This window comes from Variovorax sp. CF079 (assembly GCF_900101545.1).
Taxonomy (GTDB): domain Bacteria; phylum Pseudomonadota; class Gammaproteobacteria; order Burkholderiales; family Burkholderiaceae_C; genus Variovorax.
The window spans coordinates 1-25365 of the sequence record NZ_FMZU01000031.1 but is presented as its reverse complement, the minus strand read 5'-3'; the positions used below and the strand labels follow the sequence as shown (position 1 = coordinate 25365).

At 65.8% G+C, this 25365-nt stretch carries 20 protein-coding genes, 2 tRNA genes and 1 pseudogene; 3 read left to right on the top strand and 20 right to left on the bottom strand.

Translation table 11 applies throughout. The features are described 5' to 3' along the window. Positions 1–66 precede the first annotated feature (66 nt). A complete protein-coding gene (locus BLS74_RS30720; RefSeq protein WP_093111315.1) occupies positions 67–1398 on the top strand; it encodes an MFS family transporter in 1332 nt (443 codons plus the stop codon). Between the two features lie 16 nt (positions 1399–1414). On the opposite strand, the gene BLS74_RS30715 is transcribed toward BLS74_RS30720, so the two are convergent. Genes BLS74_RS30715 through araD form a run of 3 tightly spaced genes read right to left on the bottom strand, consistent with a single transcriptional unit; the run spans position 1415 to position 4913 of the window. Further along, positions 1415–2395, bottom strand: a complete 981-nt coding sequence (locus tag BLS74_RS30715; RefSeq protein ID WP_093111313.1) for a Bug family tripartite tricarboxylate transporter substrate binding protein — start codon at positions 2393–2395, stop codon at positions 1415–1417. A 36-nt stretch (positions 2396–2431) separates the two neighbouring features. Continuing rightward, the gene (locus tag BLS74_RS30710) at positions 2432–3142 is read right to left on the bottom strand and encodes a ribonuclease activity regulator RraA (protein ID WP_093111311.1); all 711 of its coding nucleotides are present in this window, start codon (positions 3140–3142) and stop codon (positions 2432–2434) included. 43 nt (positions 3143–3185) lie between these two features. Then, on the bottom strand, positions 3186–4913 hold the full coding sequence (araD, locus tag BLS74_RS30705; RefSeq protein WP_093111309.1) for an L-arabinonate dehydratase: 1728 nt from the start codon (positions 4911–4913) through the stop codon (positions 3186–3188). Positions 4914–4999: 86 nt separating this feature from the next. Here araD and BLS74_RS30700 point away from each other — a divergent pair, with 86 nt between their 5' ends. Both BLS74_RS30700 and BLS74_RS30695 read left to right on the top strand, forming a co-directional pair. After that, positions 5000–5692: a GntR family transcriptional regulator gene (locus tag BLS74_RS30700; RefSeq protein ID WP_093111307.1), complete on the top strand. Its 693-nt coding sequence runs from the start codon at positions 5000–5002 to the stop codon at positions 5690–5692. A gap of 182 nt (positions 5693–5874) precedes the next feature. Continuing rightward, positions 5875–6513, top strand: a complete 639-nt coding sequence (locus tag BLS74_RS30695) for a LysE family translocator (RefSeq protein WP_093111305.1) — start codon at positions 5875–5877, stop codon at positions 6511–6513. Positions 6514–7018: 505 nt separating this feature from the next. Here BLS74_RS30695 and BLS74_RS30690 read toward each other — a convergent pair. The 17 genes and pseudogenes from BLS74_RS30690 to BLS74_RS30615 form a co-directional block, all read right to left on the bottom strand. After that, positions 7019–7094 (bottom strand) — tRNA-Phe (locus BLS74_RS30690). 80 nt (positions 7095–7174) lie between these two features. Next, positions 7175–7873: a response regulator gene (locus BLS74_RS30685; RefSeq protein ID WP_093111303.1), complete on the bottom strand. Its 699-nt coding sequence runs from the start codon at positions 7871–7873 to the stop codon at positions 7175–7177. Positions 7874–7944: 71 nt separating this feature from the next. Beyond that, positions 7945–10275, bottom strand: a complete 2331-nt coding sequence (locus tag BLS74_RS30680) for a sensor histidine kinase (RefSeq protein WP_170855778.1) — start codon at positions 10273–10275, stop codon at positions 7945–7947. Continuing rightward, positions 10272–10817 carry a DUF4390 domain-containing protein gene (locus BLS74_RS30675; RefSeq protein WP_244504095.1) on the bottom strand — a complete coding sequence of 182 codons (546 nt, stop codon included), beginning with the start codon at positions 10815–10817 and terminating at the stop codon, positions 10272–10274. Before BLS74_RS30675 ends, BLS74_RS30680 begins: the two co-directional genes overlap by 4 nt. Positions 10818–10875: 58 nt before the next feature. Continuing rightward, positions 10876–12234 (bottom strand): 16S rRNA (cytosine(967)-C(5))-methyltransferase RsmB, encoded by a 1359-nt coding sequence (gene rsmB, locus BLS74_RS30670; protein WP_244504094.1) that lies wholly within the window; start codon positions 12232–12234, stop codon positions 10876–10878. Between the two features lie 29 nt (positions 12235–12263). Next, positions 12264–12866, bottom strand: coding sequence for a lema family protein (locus tag BLS74_RS30665; RefSeq protein ID WP_093111393.1), 603 nt, complete (start codon positions 12864–12866; stop codon positions 12264–12266). Positions 12867–12938: 72 nt separating this feature from the next. Beyond that, entirely contained in the window at positions 12939–17174 is a 4236-nt protein-coding gene (rpoC, locus tag BLS74_RS30660; RefSeq protein ID WP_093111299.1) for a DNA-directed RNA polymerase subunit beta', read from the bottom strand. Between the two features lie 19 nt (positions 17175–17193). Beyond that, positions 17194–21318 carry a DNA-directed RNA polymerase subunit beta gene (rpoB, locus tag BLS74_RS30655; RefSeq protein WP_093111391.1) on the bottom strand — a complete coding sequence of 1375 codons (4125 nt, stop codon included), beginning with the start codon at positions 21316–21318 and terminating at the stop codon, positions 17194–17196. Positions 21319–21611: 293 nt separating this feature from the next. Continuing rightward, the gene (rplL, locus tag BLS74_RS30650; RefSeq protein ID WP_093111297.1) at positions 21612–21989 is read right to left on the bottom strand and encodes a 50S ribosomal protein L7/L12; all 378 of its coding nucleotides are present in this window, start codon (positions 21987–21989) and stop codon (positions 21612–21614) included. 38 nt (positions 21990–22027) lie between these two features. Then, a complete protein-coding gene (gene rplJ, locus BLS74_RS30645; RefSeq protein WP_093111295.1) occupies positions 22028–22561 on the bottom strand; it encodes a 50S ribosomal protein L10 in 534 nt (177 codons plus the stop codon). Positions 22562–22564: 3 nt separating this feature from the next. Next, a complete protein-coding gene (locus BLS74_RS34145; RefSeq protein ID WP_139191792.1) occupies positions 22565–22798 on the bottom strand; it encodes a hypothetical protein in 234 nt (77 codons plus the stop codon). A gap of 7 nt (positions 22799–22805) precedes the next feature. Next, positions 22806–23507: a 50S ribosomal protein L1 gene (gene rplA, locus BLS74_RS30640; protein ID WP_093111293.1), complete on the bottom strand. Its 702-nt coding sequence runs from the start codon at positions 23505–23507 to the stop codon at positions 22806–22808. Further along, positions 23507–23938, bottom strand: coding sequence for a 50S ribosomal protein L11 (gene rplK, locus BLS74_RS30635; protein ID WP_028252759.1), 432 nt, complete (start codon positions 23936–23938; stop codon positions 23507–23509). The genes rplA and rplK overlap by 1 nt, the downstream gene beginning before the upstream one ends. Before the next feature lie 116 nt (positions 23939–24054). Continuing rightward, complete coding sequence (gene nusG / locus BLS74_RS30630; RefSeq protein WP_093111291.1) at positions 24055–24651, bottom strand: transcription termination/antitermination protein NusG; 597 nt, start codon at positions 24649–24651, stop codon at positions 24055–24057. Further along, the gene (gene secE, locus BLS74_RS30625; protein WP_093111289.1) at positions 24651–25034 is read right to left on the bottom strand and encodes a preprotein translocase subunit SecE; all 384 of its coding nucleotides are present in this window, start codon (positions 25032–25034) and stop codon (positions 24651–24653) included. Before secE ends, nusG begins: the two co-directional genes overlap by 1 nt. Before the next feature lie 144 nt (positions 25035–25178). Next, positions 25179–25254 (bottom strand) — tRNA-Trp (locus tag BLS74_RS30620). A 10-nt stretch (positions 25255–25264) separates the two neighbouring features. Beyond that, positions 25265–25365 (bottom strand): annotated as a pseudogene (locus BLS74_RS30615) (elongation factor Tu); the annotation flags it as partial.

Genomic DNA, 25365 nt, shown 5'->3' with positions numbered 1-25365 from the left:
GCCGGGTGGCCGGCGGCCTTAGCATGAGGGTTCTCCCGTACAACACACCAAGACACGGAGGCTCGCATGAGCGCAGTCACGCCCGCTTCGGGCATTGCCGCGGACGCCACGGTGCCGCAGCACTACACCGCCGAAGAAAAGCGCCACCGCATCTTCGCCATCGTCGGGGCCTCTTCAGGCAATCTCGTCGAGTGGTTCGACTTCTACGTCTACGCGTTCTCGTCGATCTACTTCGCGGCATCGTTCTTCCCGAAATCCGACCCCACCGCGCAACTGCTCAACACCGCGGGCGTTTTCGCGGCCGGCTTCCTGATGCGACCGATCGGCGGCTGGCTGTTCGGCCGCATCGCGGACCGCAAGGGTCGCAAGACCTCGATGGTGATCTCCGTCACGATGATGTGCGCGGGCTCGCTGGCGATCGCCTGTCTGCCGACCTACGACAGCATCGGCGCCTGGGCGCCAGCGCTGCTGCTGGTCGCGCGTCTGTTTCAGGGACTTTCGGTCGGCGGCGAGTACGGCACCACCGCCACCTACATGAGCGAGGTGGCGCTGCGCGGCCAGCGCGGCTTCTTCTCGTCCTTCCAGTACGTCACGCTGATCGGCGGCCAGCTGCTCGCGGTGCTGGTGATCGTGGTTCTCGAACAGCTGCTGAGCGAGGCCGAACTCAAGGCCTGGGGCTGGCGTATTCCCTTCGTGATCGGCGCCATCACCGCCGTGGTCGCGATGCAGCTGCGCCGGCAGTTGCACGAGACTTCGAGCACCGAGAGCCGCAGCAACAAGGAGGCCGGCACGCTCGCGGGCCTGTTCCGCCACCACAAGGCGGCCTTCTTCACGGTGCTGGGCTTCACCGCGGGCGGCTCGCTGATCTTCTACACCTTCACCACCTACATGCAGAAGTACCTGGTCAACACGGTCGGCCTGCCGATCAAGACCACCAGCTACGTGATGACCTGCGCCCTCTTCGTCTACATGTGCATGCAGCCGGTCTTCGGTGCGCTGTCGGACCGCATCGGCCGGCGCAACAACATGCTGCTGTTCGGTGGACTCGGCGCGCTGGCCACGGTGCCGATCCTCACTGCGCTGCAAAGCGTGACGAGCCCGGGGCTCGCCTTCGTACTGATCATCGTGGCGCTGGCGATCGTGAGCTTCTACACATCGATCAGCGGCATCGTGAAGGCCGAGATGTTCCCGCCCGAAGTGCGCGCCCTCGGAGTCGGCTTGGCCTACGCGGTGGCCAACGCGATCTTCGGCGGCTCGGCCGAATACGTGGCCCTGGGCCTCAAGTCGCTGGGCCACGAATCGAGCTTCTTCTGGTACGTGACAGCGATGATGGCGATCGCCTTCTTCGTGAGCTGGCGGCTGCCGCGGCAGGCGGCCTACCTGCACCACGATCACTGATCGCGGTTGATTCGGATCAGTCCGCCGTCGCGCCGGACTTCTTCACCAGTTCGGCCCAGCGCGGGATCTCGCGGGCCATGTGCTCGCGCAGTTCTTCCGGCGTGCTGCCCACGATTTCCATCGCCAGCTGGTCCGAGAGCTTGGCCTGCACGTCGGGCTGCTTGAGCGCCTTGACGATCTCGGCGTTGAGGCGCTGCACGATCGGTTTGGGTGTGCCCTTGGGCGCGTACACCGCCTGCCACGACGACATCTCGAAGCCGGGAATGCCCGATTCGATCATGGTCGGCAGCTCGGGCGCGAGCGCGATGCGCTTGCCGGTGGTCACGGCCAGCAGCTTGAGCTTGCCGCTCTTGACCAGCGGCAGCGCCGCCGTCACCTGATCGAACATGAAGGGCACCAGCCCCGCGGCCACGTCGGTCATGGCCGGCGGCGTGCCCTTATACGGCACATGGGTGAGCTTCACGCCGATCAGGTCGGCGAACATCTCGCCGGCCAGGTGGGTGGAGGTGCCGGCGCCGGATGACGCGAAGCTGCGCTTGCTCTCGTCCTTTTTCAAGAGCGCCACCAGTTCGGCCACCGAGTTCACGCCGAGCTGGCTGTTGACGATCAGCACGTTGGGCAGGCGCGCGACCAGCGAGACCGGCTCGAAGTCCTTCAACGGGTCGTAGGGCAGCTTCTTGTAGAGGCTGGCGTTGATGGCATGCGTGCTGATGGTGCCGCCGAAGAGGGTGTAGCCGTCGGGCGCGGCCTTGGCCACGTAGGCAGCACCGATGCCGCCGGCCTGGCCGGGCTTGTTCTCGACCACCACCGATTGCTTGAGGCTTTCGCTCAGCTTCTGGGCCAGCGTGCGGCCGACGATGTCGGTGGAGCCGCCTGCCGTGAAGGGCACGACGTAGACGATGGGCTTGGCGCCCGGCCATTCGGGTGCCTGGGCCCAGGCGGCCACAGGGGCGAGCGCGGCCAGAAGCAGCGCGGCGGCGCGGCGGGTGAAGCGCATGGTTTGTCTCCTCGGGAGTGAAAAAAGGAAAAGACCTCAGCGGCCTTTGGCCTGGCGCCAGGCTGCGAAGTCGGCGCGGCTCTGTTCGTCGGTGGGCGGGTACAGGCCGAGGATGGAGCGGCCTTCGAGCACCTTTTCCTGCACGAAGTCTTCGAAGGCCGTCATCTCGATCGCTTCGGCGGCGATCTCGTCGGCCAGGTGTGCCGGGATGACGATCACGCCTTCGGCATCGCCCACGATCACGTCACCGGGAAACACCGGCGCGTCGCCGCAGCCGATGGGCACGTTGATGTCGATGGCCTGATGCACCGTGAGGTTGGTCGGCGCACTGGGGCGGCAGTGGTAGGCCGGGAAGCCGAGCTTCGCAATGTCGGGGCTGTCGCGGAAGCCGCCGTCGGTCACCACGCCGGCGGTGCCGCGCTTCATCAGCCGCGTGACCAGGATGCCGCCGGCCGAGGCGGCGCGCGCGTCCTTGCGGCTGTCGATCACCAGCACGGCGCCTTCGGGACATTGCTCCACCGCCTGGCGCTGCGGATGGTTGCGGTCGAGGAAGACGCTGATCGGGTTCAGGTCTTCGCGCGCCGGCATGTAGCGCAGCGTGAAGGCCTCGCCCACCATGTTGGGCAAGGCCGGGTTGAGCGGTCGCACGTCCTGGATGAATTGGTTGCGCAGGCCGCGTTTGAACAGGGCCGTGCACAGGGTGGCGGTGCTCACGTTCATGAGCTGCTCGCGGGTGGCGGGATTCACGTGGGGTCTCCGTTCTCGAAAGAAGGTGGGGTTTAAAGGCGGATCAGAAGATGTCGGGCTCGGGCACCGGCTTGCCGAAGCCGGTTTCCAGGAAGTCGAAGTCGCAGCCTTCATTGGCCTGCTTGATGTGGCGGCCGAACATCCAGCCGTAGCCGCGCTCGTAGCGCGGCGGCGGCGGCGTCCACCCGGCCTTGCGGAGCGCGAGTTCCTCGTCGCTGACCTCAAGGTGGATGCGCCGCGCCGGCACGTCCACGCTGATGCGGTCGCCGGTCTTCACCAGCGCCAGCGGGCCGCCGATGGCCGCCTCGGGCGAGCAGTGCAGCAGGCAGCCGCCGTAGCTGGTGCCGCTCATGCGCGCATCGGACAAGCGCAGCATGTCCTTGACGCCCTGCTTCAGCAGCTTGGTCGGGATCGGCAGCATGCCCCACTCCGGCATGCCGGCACCGCGCGGGCCGGCGTTGCGCAGCACCAGGATGTCGTCGCCCGTCACGTCGAGTTCGGGGTCCTCCACCGCCTTCTTGAGCGCCGGGTAGTCGTCGAACACCAGCGCGCGGCCGCTGTGCTGCAGGAGGTGGGGCGCGCAGGCGCTGGGCTTGATCACCACACCGTCGGGCGCCAGGTTGCCGCGCAGCACGGCGAGTGCGCCTTCCGCATAGATGGGGTTGGCGAGCGGACGGATGACATCGTCGTCATAGACCTCGGCGCCTTCGATGTTCTCGCCGAGGGTGCGGCCGTTGACGGTGAGCGCCTCGGTGTGCAGGTGGCCGCGGATGCGCTCCAGCATCGCGGGCAGGCCGCCGGCGTAGAAGAAGTCCTCCATCAGGTAGGCGTCGCCGCTGGGCCGGATGTTGGCGATGACGGGCACGCGGCGGCTGAAGGTATCGAAGTCATCCAGGCTCACCGCATGGCCGGCGCGGCGCGACATCGCGATCAGGTGCACGATGGCGTTGGTGCTGCAGCCCATGGCCATCGCGCAGGCGATGCCGTTCTCGAAGCTGGCGCGCGTGAGCATCTTCGCGGGCGTGAGGTCTTCCCACACCATCTCGACGATGCGGCGGCCGCAGTCGGCGCTCATGCGGATGTGGTTGGCGTCGGCCGCGGGAATGCTGGAGGCGCCCGGCAGGCTCAGGCCCACCGCCTCGGCGATGCCCATCATGGTGGCGGCCGTGCCCATGGTCATGCAGGTGCCATGGCTGCGGGCGATGCCGGCTTCCATCTCGGCCCAGGCCTGCTCGCCGAGCCGGCCGGCGCGGCGCTCGTCCCAGTACTTGAAGGCGTCGGAGCCCGAGCCCAGCACCTTGCCCTTCCAGTTGCCGCGCAGCATGGGCCCGGCCGGCAGGTAGATGAAGGGGATGCCCATGCTGAGGGCGCCCATCGTGAGGCCGGGCGTGGTCTTGTCGCAGCCGCCCATCAGCACCGCGCCGTCTACCGGGTGGCTGCGCAGCAGCTCTTCGGTTTCCATCGCCAGGAAGTTGCGGTAGAGCATGGTGGTGGGCTTGACCATGCTTTCCGACAGCGAGATGGCCGGCAGTTCCAGCGGGAAGCCGCCCGCCTGCAGAATGCCGCGCTTGACGTCCTCCACCCGCTGCTTGAAATGCGCGTGGCACTGGTTGGCATCGCTCCAGGTGTTGACGATGGCGATCACCGGCTTGCCCATCCAGTCGGCATAGCTGTAGCCCATCTGCAGCACGCGCGAGCGGTGGCCGAAGGAGCGGAAGTCGTCGGGCGCGAACCAGCGGGCGCTGCGCAGCGATTCGTAGGGGCGTTTCATTGGGGGGTTGTCTCTTGGACCGCAGGTCGCGTCGACGGGATTAAAACACTAATATATTAGTACGTCAATGCCACAATCCGACCCCGATGAGTGCCCTCCCCAAGATCCGACTCGACCGCACCCGCCTGGCCGCGCCCCAGGTGCTGGAGCAACTGCGCGACGCCATCCTCTCGCTGGAACTGGCACCCGGCACCGTGCTGGCGCGGCAGGAACTGGCCGACCACTTCGGCGTGAGCCAGACGCCGGTGCGCGAGGCGCTGCTGCGCCTCAGTGAAGAAGGACTGGTGGACGTGTTCCCGCAGCACGCCACGCTGGTCAGCCGCATCGACATCGCGGCGGCGCGCCAGGCGCATTTCCTGCGCCGCTCCATCGAGCTGGAGTTGGTACACCAGCTCGCGCTGGACGCGCCCGCGGGGCTGATCGAGCAGATGAAGGCCACCATCGCCCGGCAGGCAGCGCTGTCGGCGGCACAGCGCTACGGCGACTTCGTCGGCGCCGACCGCGCCTTCCATCGCCTGATGTACGAAGCCGGCGGCGTGCCCGACCTGTGGGAGCTGGTGGGCCGCGTCTCGGGCCACGTGGACCGGCTGCGCCTCCTGCACTTGCCCACTGCCGGCAAGACCGAGGCGATCCTGCGCGACCACCGCGCCATCGTGCGCGGCATCGAAGCAAAGGACCCGACCGCCGCCCAGGCCGCGTTACGCAGGCACCTGTCGGGCACGCTCAGCGCGGTGGACGAGATCTGCCGTCAGTACCCGGACTATGTCGCGGCCGAGTAGACCTCGCAGCCTTGGCCAGCTCCTGCGCCGCGCGGTAGATCTGCAACAGCAGCCCGCTGAAATTTCCCGGTTCGGTCTTAGGAGGCGAGAATTCGCACGTCGCATCGCGGCACTTCGATGCCGGTTGCCGCATCGCGGCCAGTTCGGGACGGAGAAGTCCTCTTCATTCGCTAGGAATCTGCATGTCCCTCCAAACATGGTTGCTGTATGTCGCAGCTGTCTTTGTTCTGACCGTAACGCCCGGCCCCAGCGTCCTGATGTGCGTCACCAACGCAGTCAACCATGGTGCGCGACGCACATTCTTTTCGGCCATCGGCAGCGTCACAGCGGTGGTCGGCATCATGACGTGCTCTGCCGTCGGCGTAGGCGCGGCGCTTGCCACGTCCGAGACGCTGTTCCACGCGATCAAGTGGTTTGGCGTCGGCTACCTCCTCTACATCGGCATCGGCACGCTGCGGTCCACGACATCGAGTTTTGACCTTCCGTCCCAGGTCGCTAGCCGAGCAAGCCGCCTGGCGCTCTACGTCAAGGGTTTGCTGGTCGGCGCGAGCAATCCGAAGGCATTGCTGTTCTTCACGGCGTTCTTCCCTCAGTTCATCGATCCGGCCGCGCCTCAGCTTCCGCAGTTCCTGCTTCTAGGGGGCACATTCGTGTGCTTCGAGCTGTTCTGGCTCATGTTCTACGCCACGTTTGCCTCGCGTGTTGCGCCATGGTTGCAGGTCAAAGGGCGAGCCAAGCTCTTCAACCGACTATCAGGTCTCACCTTCATAGGTGCCGGGGCTCTTCTGGCTACTGTCAAACGCGCGGCCAAAGACGCCTGACTGAAAACGCTGGCCGCAGCGCCGAGTCGTCCAACGATTGGGGATCGTCAAACGGGTTGCGGGCCACCGACACCGCGACGCTTTCGTACTTCTTCGGCTGCGCGGGGCCTTGCGCTACACCTGTGGGGCGAGGAGACGCATCCGCGGCTCAACGCCACCAATGATGCAATCGGTGTCGCATCCTTCCCAGGTAGCCGGCCCGTTGCAATGACGCTTTGAGCCAGCCAATTTCGATGGCTGACCGACGGCAGTGAGCCCAGGAATCGCGACGGCCCTCTACTGTCCGAACCCTAGCTGCTGCACTCAGCCAGCCGCAGCGACGTCAACTGCTCTCCAATGCGCGTTCACGTCGGCGCTTCGCAAGACAACATTGATGCTTCGCTCTCGCTGCGCAAGAAACGGGACGCTGTGGGATTTGACGATATCGCCTGAGCCGCCTTTTCAGGCTAAGTCCTCGATTTACAAGGACTCTTGAGCTGTCTTGGGATCGTACGAGAAGAGGGGGTGGTGGCCTGGGGCGGAATCGAACCACCGACACGCGGATTTTCAATCCGCTGCTCTACCAACTGAGCTACCGGGCCATGTACGCCTCGACTTGCGGCTGATCAGTTGGTCTTGTGTGACTCAACTGAGCTACCGGGCCTTGGTGTGCAGCCCGCAATTATACAGTGCCTCGGCGGCCTCTCGACAGGTCGACGCCAAGTTGCTTGAGCTTGCGGTAGAGGTGGGTGCGTTCGAGGCCCGTCTTCTCGGCCACGCGCGTCATCGAGCCGTTCTCCATCGCGAGATGGAATTCGAAGTACGCTTTCTCGAATCCGTCGCGCGCGTCGCGCAGCGGACGGTCGAGGTCGAAGCTCTGCGTGGATTGCGGGCCGGTGTCGACCGCAGATATTTGCGGCGCCGAAGGAACCAGCGCGTTCTCGCCGATCGTGGTGACCACCGCGGAGAGATTGTTGGCGGCGGCCGGCACCACGCTCGCCGCGGCGCGGCGTGCGCTTTCGCGCGCAAGTCCCTGCTCGACCGCTTTCAGCAGCTTCTGCAAGGTGATGGGTTTTTCGAGGAAGGCAAAGGCGCCGATGCGCGTGGCGTCGACCGCGGTGTCGATGGTGGCGTGCCCGCTCATCATGACGACCGGCATGCTCAGCAGACCGGCGGTTGACCATTCCTTGAGCAGCGTGACGCCGTCGGTGTCGGGCATCCAGATGTCGAGCAGGACCAGGTCCGGGCGCGCGCGCTGCCGTGCTGCGCGCGCTTCGGCCGCGTTCTCGGCGAGTTCCACGTTGTGGCCTTCGTCATTGAGAATTTCGAAGAGCAGGTCCCGAATGCCCAGCTCGTCGTCGACCACGAGGATGTTTGCCATGAATGCTTGTGTTGTGCGCCTGTGTAGATAGAGAGGGCTCGCTTGCCGGCCCGCGCGCACTGCAGGAGCGCTCAGGCGGACGGCGACCTCGAATCTTCGGTGTGTGCGAGCGCTCCCTGCGCCTCGCCTGCCAGCGCGAATGATAACGAGACTTGTGCGCCAGCCACAGCCCCATCAACGATGCGATTCGAAAGTTCGATGCGGGCGCCGTGCTCGTCGGCGATTTTCTTGACCACCGCGAGGCCGAGCCCGGTGCCCTTGGTCTTGGTCGTGACGTAGGGCTCGAAGGCCCGCTTGAGGATGTTCTCGGCGAAACCCGGCCCGTTGTCCTGCACCGTGAGGCGCACGCGCTGGCCCGAGTCGCCGAGCCGCGTGCGGATGACGACCTCGCCGGCCCGCTCGCTGCCGCTGGCGGCAGCCTCGGCCGCGTCCTGCGCGTTTTGCAACAGGTTGTGAACGACCTGCCGGATCTGCTGCGCATCGCCGCGGATCGGCGGGCAGCGCTCGTCCAGTTCGGAGCGCAGCGCGATGGGCGCGTTCTCCCCGCCATAGAGCTGCAACACGTCGGCCACCAGCGCATTGAGGTCCACCGGCTTCAGGTCGGCCGCGGGCAGGCGCGCATAGTCGCGGAATTCGTTGACCAGGCGCTTCATCGCGTCCACCTGGTCGACGATGGTCTTGACCGACTTGGCGAGCACCGCTTCCTCGGCCGGCGGGACCTTGCCGGTGAGCTTCATTTCGAGGCGCTCGGCCGAGAGCTGGATCGGCGTCAGCGGGTTCTTGATCTCGTGCGCCAGGCGCCGCGCCACCTCGCCCCAGGCCTGGGCACGCTGGGCCGACACGATCTCGGAGATGTCGTCGAACACCAAGAGCCTGGCATCGCCCGGCAGCTCCGCGCCGCGCGCGACGATGTTGATGGCGTCCTGCGACATGCCCTCCCCGCTCGCATGCAGCTCGAAGGCATGCTGCCAGTGGTCGAGACCGTGCTGCAGACGCTCGACCTGGAACTCGTCGAACTGCTGCTGCACGCTCTGCCCGAACTCGGCGAGGGCGGGCACGTCGGCCAGCAACTGGCCTTCGTAGGCCGCGAGCGGCGCGCGCAGCACGCGCGTGGCGCCCGGGTTGGTCGACAGGATGGTGCCCTGGGGATCGAGCACGATCACGCCCGAGGTCAGGTTGTCGAGGATGGTCTGCAGGTTGGCGCGCGCCGCATCGAGCTCGCCCATGGTCTTTTCGACCGCGCCGCGCGCATCGGCCAGCTGCTGCGTCATGACGGCGAAGGAGCGCGTGAGGCCACCCAGCTCGTCCTTGCCCTGCAGTACCGCGGTGGGGCGCAGATCGCCACCGGCCACCTGCCGCACGCCCTCGGCCAGCACCAGGAGCGGGCGGGCGAGCTGGTTGCCGAACAGCACCGCGAGCAGCACCGCGCCGAACACGGCGAGGAACAGCGTCAGCGTGAGCGTGCCGATGTACATGCGGCGCAGCCCTTCGCGCGCCAGCGCTCTTTCCTGGTACTCGCGGTTGGCTTCCTGCACGGCCAGCGCGTTGGCCACCACCGCCGGCGGCAGCGGCTGCGTGACCTGCAGGAAGCGCGGCTCGGTGTTGAATTCGAAGCCCGGCCTTTGCACCAGCGCGAGCGCCCGCACGCTGGCGGGCGGCGGCGGCGCGGCGCCGGGCGCGGGCGTCTCGTCGAGGCCTTCGATGTGCGCGATCGCGCGGTCGGCGCGCACCTGACGGAACTGCTGCGGCGTGGGCCGTTCGGGATTGAGCTGGAAGCGGGAAGCGCCCGCGCCGGCCACCAGTTGGCCGTTGCCGGTCCAGAGCACCACGTCGGTGGCGCCGAGCTGGTCGCGGATGCGTTCGAGCACCAGGCCCGCTCTCGCGTCGGGCACTTCGGCCAGCTGGTTGCTCGCGCTGCGCACCTTGCTCACCAGGTCGTCGGACAGCGAGTCCAGCGTGGCGCGGCCCAGGTTCAGGCCGGCGTCGAGCGCGCCTTCGACCTTGACGTCGAACCAGCTCTCGATCGAGCGCGCAACGAACTGGTAGGAGACGAGGTACACCAGCGCGCCGGGCACCACGCCCACGAGCGCGAAGATGGCGGCCAGCTTGATCAAGAGGCGGCTGCCGAACTTGCCCTGGCGCAGGCGCCGCAGCAGCCGGAACGCGACCCATCCGAGCACCAGCAGCAGCACCACCGCGACCACCACGTTGATGCCGAACAGACGCGCGTAGTTCTCCTCGTAGAAGGCACGGTTGTTGGTGGACTGCGCGAGCAGGAACATCAGCACCAGGCCGATGGCCGTGACCAGGAAGGCGCCGACCCCGATCGCCCAGCGCATGGCGCGGGAACGGCGGCGCGGTGGCGGCGCCCCTGCTGCGCCGCCGCGTGGATCGGTACTCACTTGGCCTTCTCCAGCGGCAGGCGTGCGCTGCGCTCGGCCGAGATGTTCCAGTCGGCCTGGCCGACCACGCCGATCTGGAAGGGCCGCGGCAGCTGCGAGGTGTCGAGCCGGAAGCGGAAGCTCACGGGATGCACGTGATCGTCACCGATCTCGGCGATGTCGCCCAGCCGCAGCCGGCCCACGCGCCGCACGCCTTCGAGCGCATCCTCGAGGGTGTCGAAATTCTGGTTCAGCGAAACGCCGAAGCCCGCGTTCGTGATCGGCACCGGAGAGACGTTGAGCCGCCAGCGGCGCGTGAGCGGCTGGTAGGCGAGCCGCATGTGGCGCGTGGCCTGCGCCACCTTGAGGTCGGTCCAGTACCAGCGCTCCCGGTAGAGCTCGGCGTCGGCCACGAAATAGATCGCGATCCCCTTGTCGAGCACCTCCTCGACCAGTCCGGGCAGTTCGAACTGCACCTGGGCGCTGAGGTAGACACCGTCGTCGGCCTGCTCGAGCCGGAGCTGGCTGACCGTGGCGCTGCGCGACTGCGCCAGGACCGGCATCCACGCCAGAAGGAGGGCGAGGACCGCCAGCGCGGCGAGCCAGACCGAACCCCGCCGTTCAGCGCGGCTGCTTTTCGAGCAAGGCGTAGAAAAATCCGTCGTGGTCACCCAAGGCATTGTCCGGGACGCCACGGGCAATCCCCCCGCTTTGCGGCAGCAAATGCCCCGGCGAGGGCAGCAAACGGGCGTCGGTGTTGTGTGCAAGGAACGCATCGATCTGGTGCGTCCCCTCTTCGCGGAAGACCGAACAGGTGCAGTACAACAAACGTCCGCCCGACCGGACCAGGGGCCACAGGGCGGCCAGCAGCATCGCCTGCTGGAGCGCCAGCTGCTCGGTATCGCTCTCGCGCCGCAGCCAGCGCACGTCGGGATGGCGCCGCACGATGCCCGAGGCGGTACAAGGCGCGTCGAGCAGGATGGCGTCGAAGGCTTGGCCGTCCCACCACTGCTTCGGCCGCGCGGCATCGGCGACGAGGACCTTGGCAGCCAGGCCGAGCCTGGCCAGCGTCTCGTCGATGCGCCGGCTGCGCCCGGCATCGATTTCGAGCGCCGTGAGCTCGATCGCATCCGGTCCCGCCACTTCGAGCAGGTGGGCGGTCTTGCCGCCCGGCGCCGCACAGGCGTCGAGCACCCGCAGCGGCGCGGCGCCTTGCAGTCCTTCGAGCAGAAGGGGCGCGGCCAGCTGGGCCGCCGCATCCTGCACCGAGCATTCGCCCTCGGCAAAGCCCGGCAGCGCCTGGACCGGCCGCGCGCCCAGCAACTGCAGGCCGCTGGCCGCCACGGGAACGGCCTGCAGGTTCACGGCTTCCAGGGCGCGCCGGTAGGCGGCCACATCGGTCTTGCGCGTGTTGACGCGCAGCGTCATCGGCCCCTGGGTGTTGTCGGCCGCCAGCACGCGTTGCCAGTCGCGCGGATGGTCGCGCCGCAGGCGCTCGATCCACCAGCGCGGATGGTTCCATTGCGCGACCGGCTCGCGCTCGGTGGCCGCAACCAGCTCATCGCGTTCGCGCAGAAAGCGGCGCAGGCAGGCATTGATGAAGCTGGCCTGGGCCCGCGTGCCGGGGTTGCGCTTGGCGGCCTCGACCGCCTGATCGACCAGCGTGAACGGCTCGTAGGGCGACAGCGCGGCATCCCAGGCCAGCGCGAGCGCGGTGCAGAGCAAGGCATCGGCCGCCGGCGGCGGCGTGCGCTTGGCCAGCTGGCGTCGCAGGGCCTCGGCCCGGCCGAGCCAGCGCAGCACCTGGAAGCCCAGCGCCTGGACGCCCGGCCGCAAGGCCGGATCGACGGCCTCGAAGGCCACCGAGCCCGAGACGCCGCTGCGGATCGAGGCGAGCGCGACGGCGGTGAGCTGCAACTGGCGCCACAACGGCGGCGAAACGGGCGACGGAGCGCGGATGGGGTCTGGAAGGTCTGCCAACTTGGTGTCGATGAGAAAAGAACGCAGGATCAGCGCAAGGGCGCTGCCGGTCGCAGCTGCATGATCCACGCCACCAGCAGCGCCGGGAACTGGGCGATGGCCGCGTTGTACTGCGTCACGGCCAGGTTGAACTGGTTGCGGGCGATTTCGGCCGCAGCCGAGGGCTCGGGCCAGGCGATCGGCGCCGAGCCGGCGGCCGCGTCTTCCCTGGCCGCGAGCGGCGCGGGTCGCGACAGGGTACCGTCGGCCTCGAAACTGACCACCGCATCGGGATGCAGCCGCTGCCAGGCGCCGAGCATGACATGCAAGGCGGTGGCCAGCGCGCCGATGCCGGCCGGATCGAGCGGCTTGAGTCGCGTGGCGGCAAGCAGGGTCACCAGCTGGCTGGCGGCCGCCTGCAGCGAGGCGTCGGCCGTCGCGCCCTTGGGCACTGCCGGCGCAGGCGCAGGCGCCGCTTCGGCCACGCGCGCCTGCACGAAATCGAGCTGCCGCACCAGCGCCGCGTCGAGCGCCGCATAGGCCTGCAGCGCCGCCGAACGCAGGCGCACGATGCGGTTGTAGGCGCCGACGAACCAGAACAGCGCCACCGCGCCAAAGATCCAATACGGCAGCGAATCGGGCATGTCGCTCATGAAAAAGCCCCCCATCCGCGGGCGGAAGGGGGGCGATGGGTACCGGTCATGCCGGTGATGCTAACCAGTTATTTATTCGGTCGCGGCGCCTTCGCTGGCGTCGGCCGTGGTGGTCGCATCGTCGGTCGAAGGGCTGGCGGCCAGGTCGGCGGCTTCCGCCTCGGCGATCGCGCGGCGCTCGGCCTCGTCCATGGCGTCCTTGACCTTGCGTGCCTGGTGATACGCCATGCCGGTGCCCGCGGGAATCAGGCGGCCGACGATGACGTTTTCCTTCAAGCCGCGCAGCTCGTCGCGCTTGCCCATGATCGCGGCTTCGGTCAGCACGCGCGTCGTTTCCTGGAACGATGCGGCGCTGATGAAGCTGTCGGTCGAGAGCGATGCCTTCGTGATACCGAGCAGCAGGTTGGTGAACGTGGCGGGCAGCTTGTCAGCGGCGCGCAGGGCGTCGTTGGTGTTGAGCATTTCGCTGCGTTCGACCTGTTCGCCGGCGATGTAGTTCGTGTCGCCCGGGTTCTCGACCACGACGCGGCGCAGCATCTGGCGAACGATCACCTCAATGTGCTTGTCGTTGATCTTCACGCCCTGCAAGCGGTACACGTCCTGCACTTCGTCCACGATGTAGCGCGCGAGTTCTTCGGAACCCAGCAGGCGCAGGATGTCCTGCGGATCCGCCGGGCCGTCGACCACGCTTTCGCCCTTGTTCACCACCTGGCCTTCGTGCACCAGGATGTTCTTCTCCTTCGGCACCAGGTCTTCCCAGACCTTGCCTTCGGGGTCGGTGATCTGCAGGCGGATCTTGCCCTTGGTCTCCTTGCCGAACGACACGGTACCGGTCATCTCGGCCAGCATGCCCTTGTCCTTCGGCGAACGCGCCTCGAACAGCTCGGCCACGCGCGGCAGACCGCCGGTGATGTCGCGGGTCTTCTGGCCTTCGACCGGAATGCGCGCCAGCACCTCGCCGGGGCCCACGTCCTGGCCGTCGCGGATCTGCACCAGCGAACCGATCGGGAAGCCGATGGTCACCGAGTGGTCGGTGCCGGGGATCTTGACCTCGTTGCCCGTGGCGTCGACCAGCTTCACCTGCGGGCGCACGACCTTGGCCGCGCCGCGGCGCTTCGGATCGATCACCACCAGCGTCGACAGGCCCGTGACCTCGTCGACCTGCTTCGCGACCGTGAGGCCTTCCTCGACGTTCTCGAACTTGGTCTTGCCGGCGAACTCCGTAATGATCGGGCGCGTCAGCGGATCCCAGTTGGCCAGCACCTGGCCGGCCTTGACCTGCTGGTCGGCCTTGACCGCCAGCGTGGCGCCGTACGGCACCTTGTGGCGTTCGCGCTCGCGGCCGTGCTCGTCATGGATGACGATCTCGCCCGAACGCGCGATCACGACCAGCTCGTTCTTGCTGTTGGTCACGTAGCGCATCGTGGCGTTGAAGCCGATCACGCCGTTGGACTTGGCCTCGACGCTCGAAGCCACCGCCGCACGCGAAGCCGCACCACCGATGTGGAAGGTGCGCATCGTGAGCTGCGTGCCGGGTTCGCCGATCGACTGGGCCGCGATCACGCCGACCGCCTCGCCGTTGTTGACCAGGCCGCCGCGGCCGAGGTCGCGGCCGTAGCACTTGGCGCAGATGCCGAAGCGGGTCGCGCAGGTGAGTGCCGTGCGCACCTTGACTTCGTCGACGCCTTCGGCTTCGAGCACCTCGATCACGTCCTCGTCGAGCATGTCGCCGGCCTTGGCCAGCACGGCACGCGTTTCAGGATGCAGCACGTCTTCGGCCGCAGTACGGCCGAGGATGCGCTCGCGCAGCGACTCGATGACTTCACCGCCTTCGACGATCGCGCGCATCGCTGCGCCTTCGTGCGTGCCGCAATCCTGCTCGATCACGACCAGGTCCTGGGTCACGTCGACCAGTCGGCGCGTCAGGTAGCCGGAGTTCGCGGTCTTCAGCGCGGTGTCGGCCAGACCCTTTCGGGCACCGTGGGTGGAGATGAAGTACTCCAGCACGTTCAGGCCTTCGCGGAAGTTCGCGGTGATCGGCGTCTCGATGATGGAGCCGTCGGGCTTGGCCATCAGGCCCCGCATGCCGGCGACCTGGCGGATCTGCGCGGCGGAACCGCGGGCGCCCGAGTCGGCCATCATGTAGATGGAGTTGAAGGACTCCTGCTCCACTTCCTTGCCGTGGCGGTCGGTGACCTTCTCTTTCGAGAGCTTGGCCATCATGACCTTCGACACCTCGTCGCCGGCCTTGCCCCAGATGTCCACCACCTTGTTGTAGCGCTCGCCGGAAGTCACCAGGCCCGAGACGTACTGCTGCTCGATCTCCTTCACTTCCTTGGCCGAGCGCTCGATGATGCCGTGCTTCTCGGCCGGCACCAGCATGTCGTCGATGGCGATCGAGATGCCGGCCTTGGTCGCCAGGCGGAAGCCGTTCTGCAGCAGCTTGTCGGCGAAGACCACGGTCTCCTTCAGGCCGCACTTGCGGAACGAGACGTTGATGAGCTTGGAGATTTCCTTCTTCTTCAGCGCCTTGTTGATGTTCGAGAACGGCAGGCCCTTGGGCAGGATCTCGGACAGCAGCGCGCGGCCCACGGTCGTGTCGACGAGTTCGGTCTTGGGCGTGAACTCGCCCGATTCCTTGTCCTTCGTGTACTCGGTGATGCGCACGCTGACCTTGGCGGTGAGCTCGACCACGTTGGCGTCGAGCGCGCGCTGCACTTCACCGATGTCGGAGAAGATCAGGCCCTCGCCCTTGCCGTTGATGCGCTCGCGGGTCGTGTAGTAGAGGCCCAGCACCACGTCCTGCGACGGCACGATCGAGGGCTCGCCGCTGGCCGGGAACAGCACGTTGTTGGAGGCCAGCATCAGCGTGCGGGCTTCCATCTGCGCTTCCACCGACAGCGGCACGTGGACGGCCATCTGGTCGCCGTCGAAGTCGGCGTTGAAGGCCGCGCAAACCAGCGGGTGCAGCTGGATCGCCTTGCCTTCGATCAGGATCGGCTCGAAGGCCTGGATGCCGAGGCGGTGCAGGGTCGGTGCGCGGTTGAGCATCACCGGGTGCTCCTTGATCACCTCTTCCAGGATGTCCCACACCACCGGCGTGCCGGATTCGACTTCCTTCTTCGCCGCCTTGATGGTGGTGGCGATGCCCATGGCTTCGAGGCGCGAGAAGATGAAGGGCTTGAAGAGCTCGAGCGCCATCAGCTTCGGCAGGCCGCACTGGTGCAGCTTGAGCGTCGGGCCGACCACGATGACCGAACGGCCCGAGTAGTCGACGCGCTTGCCCAGCAGGTTCTGGCGGAAGCGACCGCTCTTGCCCTTGATCATGTCGGCCAGCGACTTGAGCGCGCGCTTGTTGGCGCCCGTCATGGCCTTGCCGCGGCGGCCGTTGTCCAGCAGGCTGTCGACGGCTTCCTGCAGCATCCGCTTTTCGTTGCGCGCGATGATCTCCGGCGCCTTCAGCTCGAGCAGGCGGCGCAGGCGGGAATTGCGGTTGATGACGCGACGATAGAGGTCGTTCAGGTCGGAGGTCGCGAAGCGGCCGCCGTCCAGCGGCACCAGCGGACGCAGGTCCGGCGGCAGCACGGGCAGCACGTCGAGCACCATCCACTCGGGCTTGATGCCCGACTTGCGGAAGGCTTCCAGCACCTTGAGGCGCTTGGAGTTCTTCTTGACCTTGACTTCGGAGCCGGTCAGGTCGCCGCGCAGCTTCTCGATCTCGCTGTCGAGCTCGATGCCCATCAGCAGGTCCTTGATGCCTTCGGCGCCCATCTTGGCGATGAACTCGTCGCCGTATTCCTTGCGCTTCGCGTCGTAGTCGTCCTCGGACATGATGCCGAACTTCTTCAGCGGGGTCATGCCAGGGTCGGTGATCACGTAAGCTTCGAAGTACAGCACGCGCTCGATGTCGCGCAGCGTCATGTCGAGCACGAGGCCCAGGCGCGAGGGCAGCGACTTCAGGAACCAGATGTGGGCGCAGGGCGCGGCCAGGTCGATGTGACCCATGCGCTCGCGGCGCACCTTGGTCTGAGTGACTTCAACGCCGCACTTCTCGCAGATCACGCCGCGGTGCTTCAGGCGCTTGTACTTGCCGCACAGGCACTCGTAGTCCTTGATTGGCCCGAAGATCTTGGCGCAGAACAGGCCGTCGCGCTCGGGCTTGAAGGTCCGGTAGTTGATGGTCTCTGGCTTCTTCACCTCGCCGAAGGACCACGAACGGATCTTCTCGGGCGAAGCCATGCCGATGCGGATGGCATCGAAATGCTCATCGGGCGTGAATTGCTTGAACAGGTCGAGTAGCGATTTCATTTGACTCTTTCCCTCTCAATTAAGAACGTTCCAGTTCAATGTCGAGGCCCAAGGAACGAATTTCCTTGACCAGCACATTGAACGATTCCGGCATGCCGGCTTCGATCGAGTGTTCGCCCTTGACGATGCTCTCGTAGACCTTGGTACGACCCTGCACGTCGTCGGACTTCACCGTCAGCATTTCCTGCAGCACGTAGGCGGCGCCGTAGGCTTCGAGCGCCCACACTTCCATTTCGCCGAAACGCTGGCCGCCGAACTGTGCCTTGCCGCCCAGCGGCTGCTGGGTGACCAGGCTGTACGGGCCGGTCGAGCGGGCGTGCATCTTGTCGTCCACAAGGTGGTGCAGCTTGAGCACGTGCATGTAGCCGACCGTGACCGGACGCTCGAACTGGTCGCCGGTGCGGCCGTCGAACAGGTAGGCCTGCGTGCGGGTGTCGGTCAGGCCCTTGGCCTTGGCGATCTCTTCCGGATAAGCCAGCTTGAGCATGCCGCGGATCTCTTCTTCCGAAGCGCCGTCGAACACGGGGGTCGCGAAGGGCACGCCGGTCGACAGGTTTCCGGCCATCTCGAGCACGTCGGCATCGCTCAGCTTGCTGAGGTCTTCCTTGCGGCCCGAGCCGTTGTAGAGCTGGTCCATGAACTTGCGCAGCTCGGCCACCTTGGCCTCGGCCTGCAGCATGTCGCCGATGCGCTGGCCGATGCCCTTGCCGGCCCAGCCCAGATGCACTTCGAGCACCTGGCCCACGTTCATCCGCGAAGGCACGCCCAGCGGGTTCAGGCAGATGTCGCACGGCGTGCCGTCGGCCATGTGAGGCATGTCTTCGACCGGAACGATCTTCGACACCACACCCTTGTTGCCGTGGCGGCCGGCCATCTTGTCGCCGGGCTGCAGGCGGCGCTTGACGGCCAGGTAGACCTTGACCATCTTGAGCACGCCCGCGGGCAGCTCGTCGCCCTGCGTGAGCTTCTTGCGCTTTTCTTCGAAGGCGAGGTCGAAGCTGTGGCGCGTCTGCTCGAGCGAGTTCTTGATCGACTCGAGCTGCGACGCCACGTCGTCGTCCGCCGGGCGGATGTCGAACCAGTGGAACTTCTCGATCGACGAGAGGTAGGCCTTGTCCAGCTTGGTGCCCTTGGCCAGCTTGTTCGGGCCGCCGTTGGCGGCCTTGCCGACCAGCAGCTTCTCGATCCGGTCGAAGGCGTCGGCTTCGACGATGCGAAGCTGGTCGTTCAGGTCGAGGCGGAAACGCTTGAGCTCGTCGTCGATGATCTGCTGGGCGCGCTTGTCGCGCGTGATGCCTTCGCGGGTGAACACCTGGACGTCGATCACGGTGCCTTGCGAGCCCTGGTCGACGCGCAGCGAAGTGTCCTTCACGTCGGAAGCCTTCTCGCCGAAGATCGCGCGCAGCAGCTTCTCTTCAGGCGTCAGCGTGGTTTCGCCCTTGGGCGTGACCTTGCCGACCAGCGTGTCGCCCGGCTGCACTTCGGCGCCGACGTAGATGATCCCCGACTCGTCCAGGCGGTTGAGCTGCTGCTCGGCCAGGTTCGGGATGTCGCGCGTGATTTCCTCGGCACCGAGCTTGGTGTCGCGGGCCATCACCACCAGTTCCTCGATGTGGATCGAGGTATAGCGGTCTTCGGCCACCACGCGTTCGCTGATCAGGATCGAGTCTTCGAAGTTGTAGCCGTTCCAGGGCATGAACGCGACCAGCATGTTCTGGCCCAGGGCCAGCTCGCCGAGGTCGGTGGATGCGCCGTCGGCCACCACATCGCCCTTGGCGATCTTGTCGCCGCGCTTGACGATCGGACGCTGGTGGATGTTGGTGTTCTGGTTCGAACGCTGATACTTGATCAGGTTGTAGATGTCGACACCGACTTCACCGGCCGCCGCTTCGGCATCGTTCACGCGCACCACGATGCGGGTGGCGTCGACATAGTCGACGATGCCGCCGCGGGTGGCCGTGACCACGGTGCCCGAGTCGACCGCGGAGACGCGCTCGATGCCGGTACCGACGAAGGCCTTTTCGGGACGCAGCACCGGCACGGCCTGGCGCTGCATGTTGGCGCCCATGAGCGCGCGGTTCGCATCGTCGTGCTCGAGGAAGGGCACCAGCGACGCGGCCACCGACACGATCTGCGCCGGCGACACGTCCATGTACTGCACGCGCTCGGCGCTGACCAGGATCGATTCGCCGGTTTCGCGCGCCGACACCAGGTCGCCCGTGAGGCGGCCGTCCTTGTCGAGCGCGGCGTTGGCCTGCGCGATCACATACTTGCCTTCTTCGATGGCCGACAGGTAGTCGATCTCGTTCGTGACCTTGCCGTCGATCACGCGGCGGTACGGCGTCTCGATGAAGCCGTATTCGTTCAAGCGCGCGTAGAGCGCCAGCGAATTGATCAGGCCGATGTTCGGACCTTCAGGCGTTTCGATCGGGCACACGCGGCCGTAATGCGTGACGTGCACGTCGCGCACTTCGAAGCCGGCGCGTTCGCGCGTCAGGCCGCCCGGGCCGAGGGCCGAGACGCGGCGCTTGTGCGTGATCTCGGACAGCGGGTTGGTCTGGTCCATGAACTGCGACAGCTGCGAGGCGCCGAAGAATTCCTTCAGCGCGGCGGAGATCGGCTTGCTGTTGATCAGGTCGTGCGGCATGAGCGGCTCTTGCTCGGCCTGGCCCAGACGTTCCTTCACGGCCTTCTCGATGCGGGCGAGGCCGGTGCGGTACTGGTTCTCGGCCAGTTCGCCGACGCAGCGCACGCGGCGGTTGCCGAGGTGGTCGATGTCGTCCACTTCGCCGCGGCCGTTGCGCAGGTCCACCAGGATCTTGACCACGGCGAGGATGTCCTCGTTGGTCAGCACCATCGGGCCGGTCGACTCGTCGCGGCCGACCTTGGCGTTGAACTTCATGCGGCCGACGCGCGACAGGTCGTAGGTGTCGGGGTTGTAGAACAGACGCTGGAACAGGGCCTGCACCGCGTCTTCCGTCGGCGGCTCGCCGGGGCGCATCATGCGGTAGATCGCCACGCGGGCGGCGAACTCGTCCACCGTCTCGTCGATGCGCAGGGTCTGCGAGATGTACGCGCCCTGGTCGAGTTCGTTGGTGTAGATGGCCTGCACGTCCTGCACGCCGGCGGCGCGCAGCTTCTTCAGGAGCGCTTCGGTCAGCTCGTCGTTGGCTTTGGCCAGGATCTCGCCGGAGTCGGCGTCGACGATGTTGCGCGCGATCACGCGGCCGACCAGGAAGTCTTCCGGCACACTGATGTGCGTGGTGCCCGTCTGCTCGAGTTCGCGCGTGTGGCGCGCGGTGACGCGCTTGTCCTTGGCGACCACGACCTTGCCGGACTTGTCGGTGATGTCGAAACGCGCGACTTCACCGCGCAGGCGCTCGGAGACGAACTCCATCTGCGCGCCGCTGTCCATCAGACGGAAGTTGTCGTTCACGAAGAAGTTCGCGAGGATCGATTCCGGGTTCAGGCCAATGGCCTTCAGCAGGATCGTGACCGGCATCTTGCGGCGGCGGTCGACGCGGAAGTACAGCATGTCCTTCGGGTCGAACTCGAAGTCCAGCCACGAACCGCGATAGGGAATCACGCGGGCCGAGAACAGGAGCTTGCCGGAGCTGTGCGTCTTGCCCTTGTCGTGCTCGAAGAACACGCCGGGCGAACGGTGCAGCTGCGACACGATGACGCGCTCGGTGCCGTTGATGATGAAGGAGCCCTTGTCGGTCATGAGCGGCACTTCGCCCATGTAGACCTCTTGCTCCTTCACTTCCTTGACCACCTTCGACTGCGAGGTCGACGATTCGCGGTCATAGATGATCAGTTGCACCTTGGCGCGCACGGCCGAGGCGAAAGTCAGCCCGCGGGTCTGGCACTCGCGCACGTCGAAGGCAGGCTTCGCGAGGTTGTACTCGAGGAACTTCATCTCGACGAAACCGTTGTGCGAGACGATCGGGAAGGCAGCGTCGAATGCAGCCTGCAGGCCTTCCACGGTGCGCTTCTGGGGTGCAATGCCGGCCTGCAGGAACGCGGTGTACGCGTCTTTCTGCATCTGCAGCAGGTAGGGGATTTCGACGACGCTGTCGCGATTGCCGAAATTCTTTCGGATGCGCTTGCGTTCGGTGTAACTGTACGTGGACGTTTGGGCCATGAGAGCTCCGGAGCTTGAGATCTTCAGCGACTTGGTCGGGTGCTTGAGCACCACTCTCCTTGGTGGCTGGCCACTACCAGCCCTGGCGGACGGTGATGCGTTGCACATCACCCGAACCAAGGGGTCTTCTGCAGTCGGGGTCAGAAGACACTCAAAAATCGTCTCGGTTTGGCTTTTCCGTCGACCTGAAGGTCTCCGGGAAAGCCGGCGCCAAGCCGGCTTTTGGGTGCGCTCTGAAAGCGGCAAAGGCTGGAGGGCCTTTCGGCACACTCCAGCCCTCCGGGAGAACCGAATTACTTCAGTTCCACCTTGGCGCCGGCGTCTTCCAGCTTCTTCTTGGCGGCTTCGGCGTCTGCCTTCGGCAGGCCTTCCTTGACGGCCTTGGGAGCGGCTTCCACCAGGTCCTTGGCTTCCTTGAGGCCCAGGCCGGTGATTTCGCGCACGGCCTTGATCGCCGACACCTTGTTCGCGCCTGCGTCGAGCAGAACGACGTTGAACTCGGTCTTCTCTTCGACGACGGCTGCAGCAGCGCCACCGCCGGCGCCGGCGGGAGCGGCCATTGCTGCGGCGCTCACGCCGAACTTCTCTTCGATGGCTTTCACCAGGTCGTTGAGTTCCAGGACCGTCATGCTGTCGAGCGCGGTCAGAAATGCGTCTTTATCGAATGCCATTTTTGATTCCTAAATAAGTTGGGTGAAAAGTCGCGCGCTTAGGCAGCGACTCCTTCTGCGGCGGGAGCTTCCGCCTGTGCTTCGCCACCACCACGCTTCTCGGCGAGCGCGGCCAGAACACGGGCCGTGCGCGAGATCGGGGATTGCATCAAGCCCAGCAGCTGCGACAACAGCACTTCCTTCGAAGGGATGTTGGCCAGTTGCTTCACGCCCTCGACGTCCAGGGCCTTGCCACCGAATGCACCGCCGCGAATCACCAGCTTGTCGTTGGTCTTCGCGAAATCGGCCACCACTTTCGCGGCAGCCACGGCGTCTTCGGAGAAGCCATAGATCAGCGGACCGGTCATCTGGTCGGACACGATCTCAAACGAGCTACCTGCGACAGCGCGGCGTGCCAGCGTGTTCTTGAGAACACTCAGGGTCACAGCCTTGCTGCGCGCATCGTTGCGCAGTTTGGTCATGTCGGCGACCGTGATGCCACGGTACTCCGCCATCACGAGCGTTTGAGCTTTTGCGGCGAGGCTGGTCACATCACTGATGACCGCTTCTTTCTCACTGCGATTCAGACTCAAGGTCTACTCCTTTTCAATGCGCCCCTCGGCCAGAGCCTCGAGACGCGCTTCATGCAGCGACCAACTGTTTTCGGAACCAGGTTCCTCTGCAGCGGGATCGCCATCTGCGCTGGCGATTAAGTGCGGGTTGCCCTGCACACCAGCGGTCTTGGATGGCCCGGGGAAGCGCTTGAACGCTGCCCCGACCCACCACATCGCCTCGCCGCCGTTTGACCGGCGATGAGGCAAATCCTTCACAACAAACTCAACCTTGCGCGGCGATGGTTTGCGTGTCCACGCGGACACCCACACCCATCGTCGACGACACGGCCACCTTGCGCAGGTACACACCCTTGCTGGTGGCCGGCTTCGCCTTGACAAGCGCCTCGATCAGCGCCGCCAGGTTGCCCTGCAGCTTGTCGGTGTCGAACGAACGACGGCCGATGGTGCCGTGCACGATGCCGGCCTTGTCGACGCGGAACTGCACCTGGCCGGCCTTGGCGTTCTTGACGGCGGTCGCGACGTCGGGCGTCACGGTGCCGACCTTCGGGTTCGGCATCAGGCCGCGCGGGCCGAGGATCTGACCCAGCGTACCGACCACGCGCATCGCGTCCGGTGCAGCGATCACGACGTCGAAGGGCATGTCGCCAGCCTTCACCATCGCAGCCAGGTCGTCCATGCCGACGATGTCGGCGCCGGCGGCCTTGGCTTCCTCAGCCTTTGCGCCCTGGGCGAACACCGCCACGCGCTTGGTCTTGCCGGTGCCGTTGGGCAGCACGACGGCGCCGCGCACGACCTGGTCAGACTTCTTGGCATCGATGCCGAGCTGCACGGCCACGTCGATCGACTCATCGAACTTCGCGGTGGCGGCTTCCTTGATGATGCCGATCGCGTCGACGAGCGGGTACAGCTTGTTGCTGTCGACCTTGCCCACGAGCGCTTTTTGCTTCTTGGTGATCTTGGCCATTACACGCCCTCCACATTCACGCCCATCGAACGGGCGGAGCCGGCGATGGTGCGAACCGCGGCGTCCAGATCGGCTGCCGTCAGGTCCTTCATCTTGGTCTTGGCGATCTCTTCGAGCTGGGCGCGCGTGATCTTGCCGACCTTGTCGGTATGCGGACGGGCGGAACCCTTCTCGAGCTTGATGGCCTTCTTGATCAAGGTGATCGCCGGCGGCGTCTTGATGATGAAGGTGAAGCTCTTGTCGGCGAACGCGGTGATGACCACCGGCAGCGGCAGGCCCGGCTCGACGCCTTGGGTCTGCGCGTTGAACGCCTTGCAGAATTCCATGATGTTCAAACCGCGCTGGCCCAGTGCGGGACCGATCGGCGGCGACGGATTGGCTTTACCAGCTGGCACTTGCAGCTTGATGAAGCCGACGATTTTTTTCGCCATGCTTTTCTCCTTGCGGGTGATGACGCCTTGGCTTGTTCAGCCGCAGCTCCCCGGGGTTGACGACTCTTCGAATAAAACCCAGCGCCGAGTCGGGAAGCGCCAGGCCGAAACTGTCTTCAGGTCTTTTCCACCTGGCTGAACTCGAGTTCGACAGGCGTCGCGCGGCCGAAAATCATGACCGACACGCGCACCTTGCTCTTCTCGTAGTTGACTTCCTCGACCGTGCCGTTGAAGTCGGTGAACGGGCCTTCCTTAACGCGCACGAATTCGCCCACGACGAACTCGACCTTGTGGCGCGGCTTCTCGGTGCCCTGTTGCATCTGGCTGACGATGTCCTCGACCTCTTTCTGCGAGATCGGGGCCGGCCGGTTCTTCGCGCCGCCGACGAAGCCCGTCACCTTGTTGGTGTGCTTCACCAGGTGCCAGCTTTCGTCGTCCATGATCATCTCGACCAGCACGTAGCCCGGGAAGAAGCGGCGCTCGGTGGTGCGCTTCTGGCCGTTCTTGATCTCGACCACTTCTTCGGTCGGCACCAGGATGCGGCCGAACTTGCTCTGCATGCCGGCGCGGTTGATGCGCTCGAGGATGTTGCGCTCCACGGCCTTTTCCATGCCCGAGTACGCGTGCACCACGTACCAGCGCAGATCGGGGTTGGCGGGAGGTGCCAGCAGGGAAGTGCTTTCCGGCGTGGTTTCGACAGCGTCGTCAGTCATTATTTTCTCCAGCCCAGAATGAGGTCGAAGAACACCCATTCGAGCGTCTTGTCGGTGAGCCAAAGGAAGACGGACATGATCGCGACGAAGCCAAACACGTAGGCCGTCATCTGGATCGTTTCCTTGCGCGAAGGCCACACGACCTTCTTGACCTCGCGCCACGAATCGCGACCGAAAGCCCACAGCTGACGACCGCTCTCCGAGCTCGCGAACGCGCCGACAGCGGCGGCAAGGCCCACCAGCAGGGCGACCCACTGCACGATCGCACCTTGGCGCGAGAGCAGATAGAACGCCACGATGGCGCCCACCGCGAGCACGACAGCCACGGCCAGCTTGGCCTTGTCTGCGCCCGTGCTCACGGTTTCGATTTGAGAAGTGGCCATCTTGCGGCTTTATTCCTGCGGCCTTTCGGCCTTCAATTCAATACGTCTTCTTGAGACGCCGAAGCCCGTCAGGCTATGACGGGCTTTTTCTGCCTTTCCGTCAGGCTATGACGGGCTTATTTGTTCGAGAGCACCACCCTCAGGTGGCAGGGGCAGTAGGAATCGAACCTACAACCTTCGGTTTTGGAGACCGACGCTCTGCCAATTGAGCTATACCCCTGTGCAATCCCTTATACGTCGAGGATCTTCGCCACCACGCCCGAGCCCACGGTGCGGCCGCCTTCGCGGATCGCGAAGCGCAGGCCTTCTTCCATGGCGATCGGGTTGATCA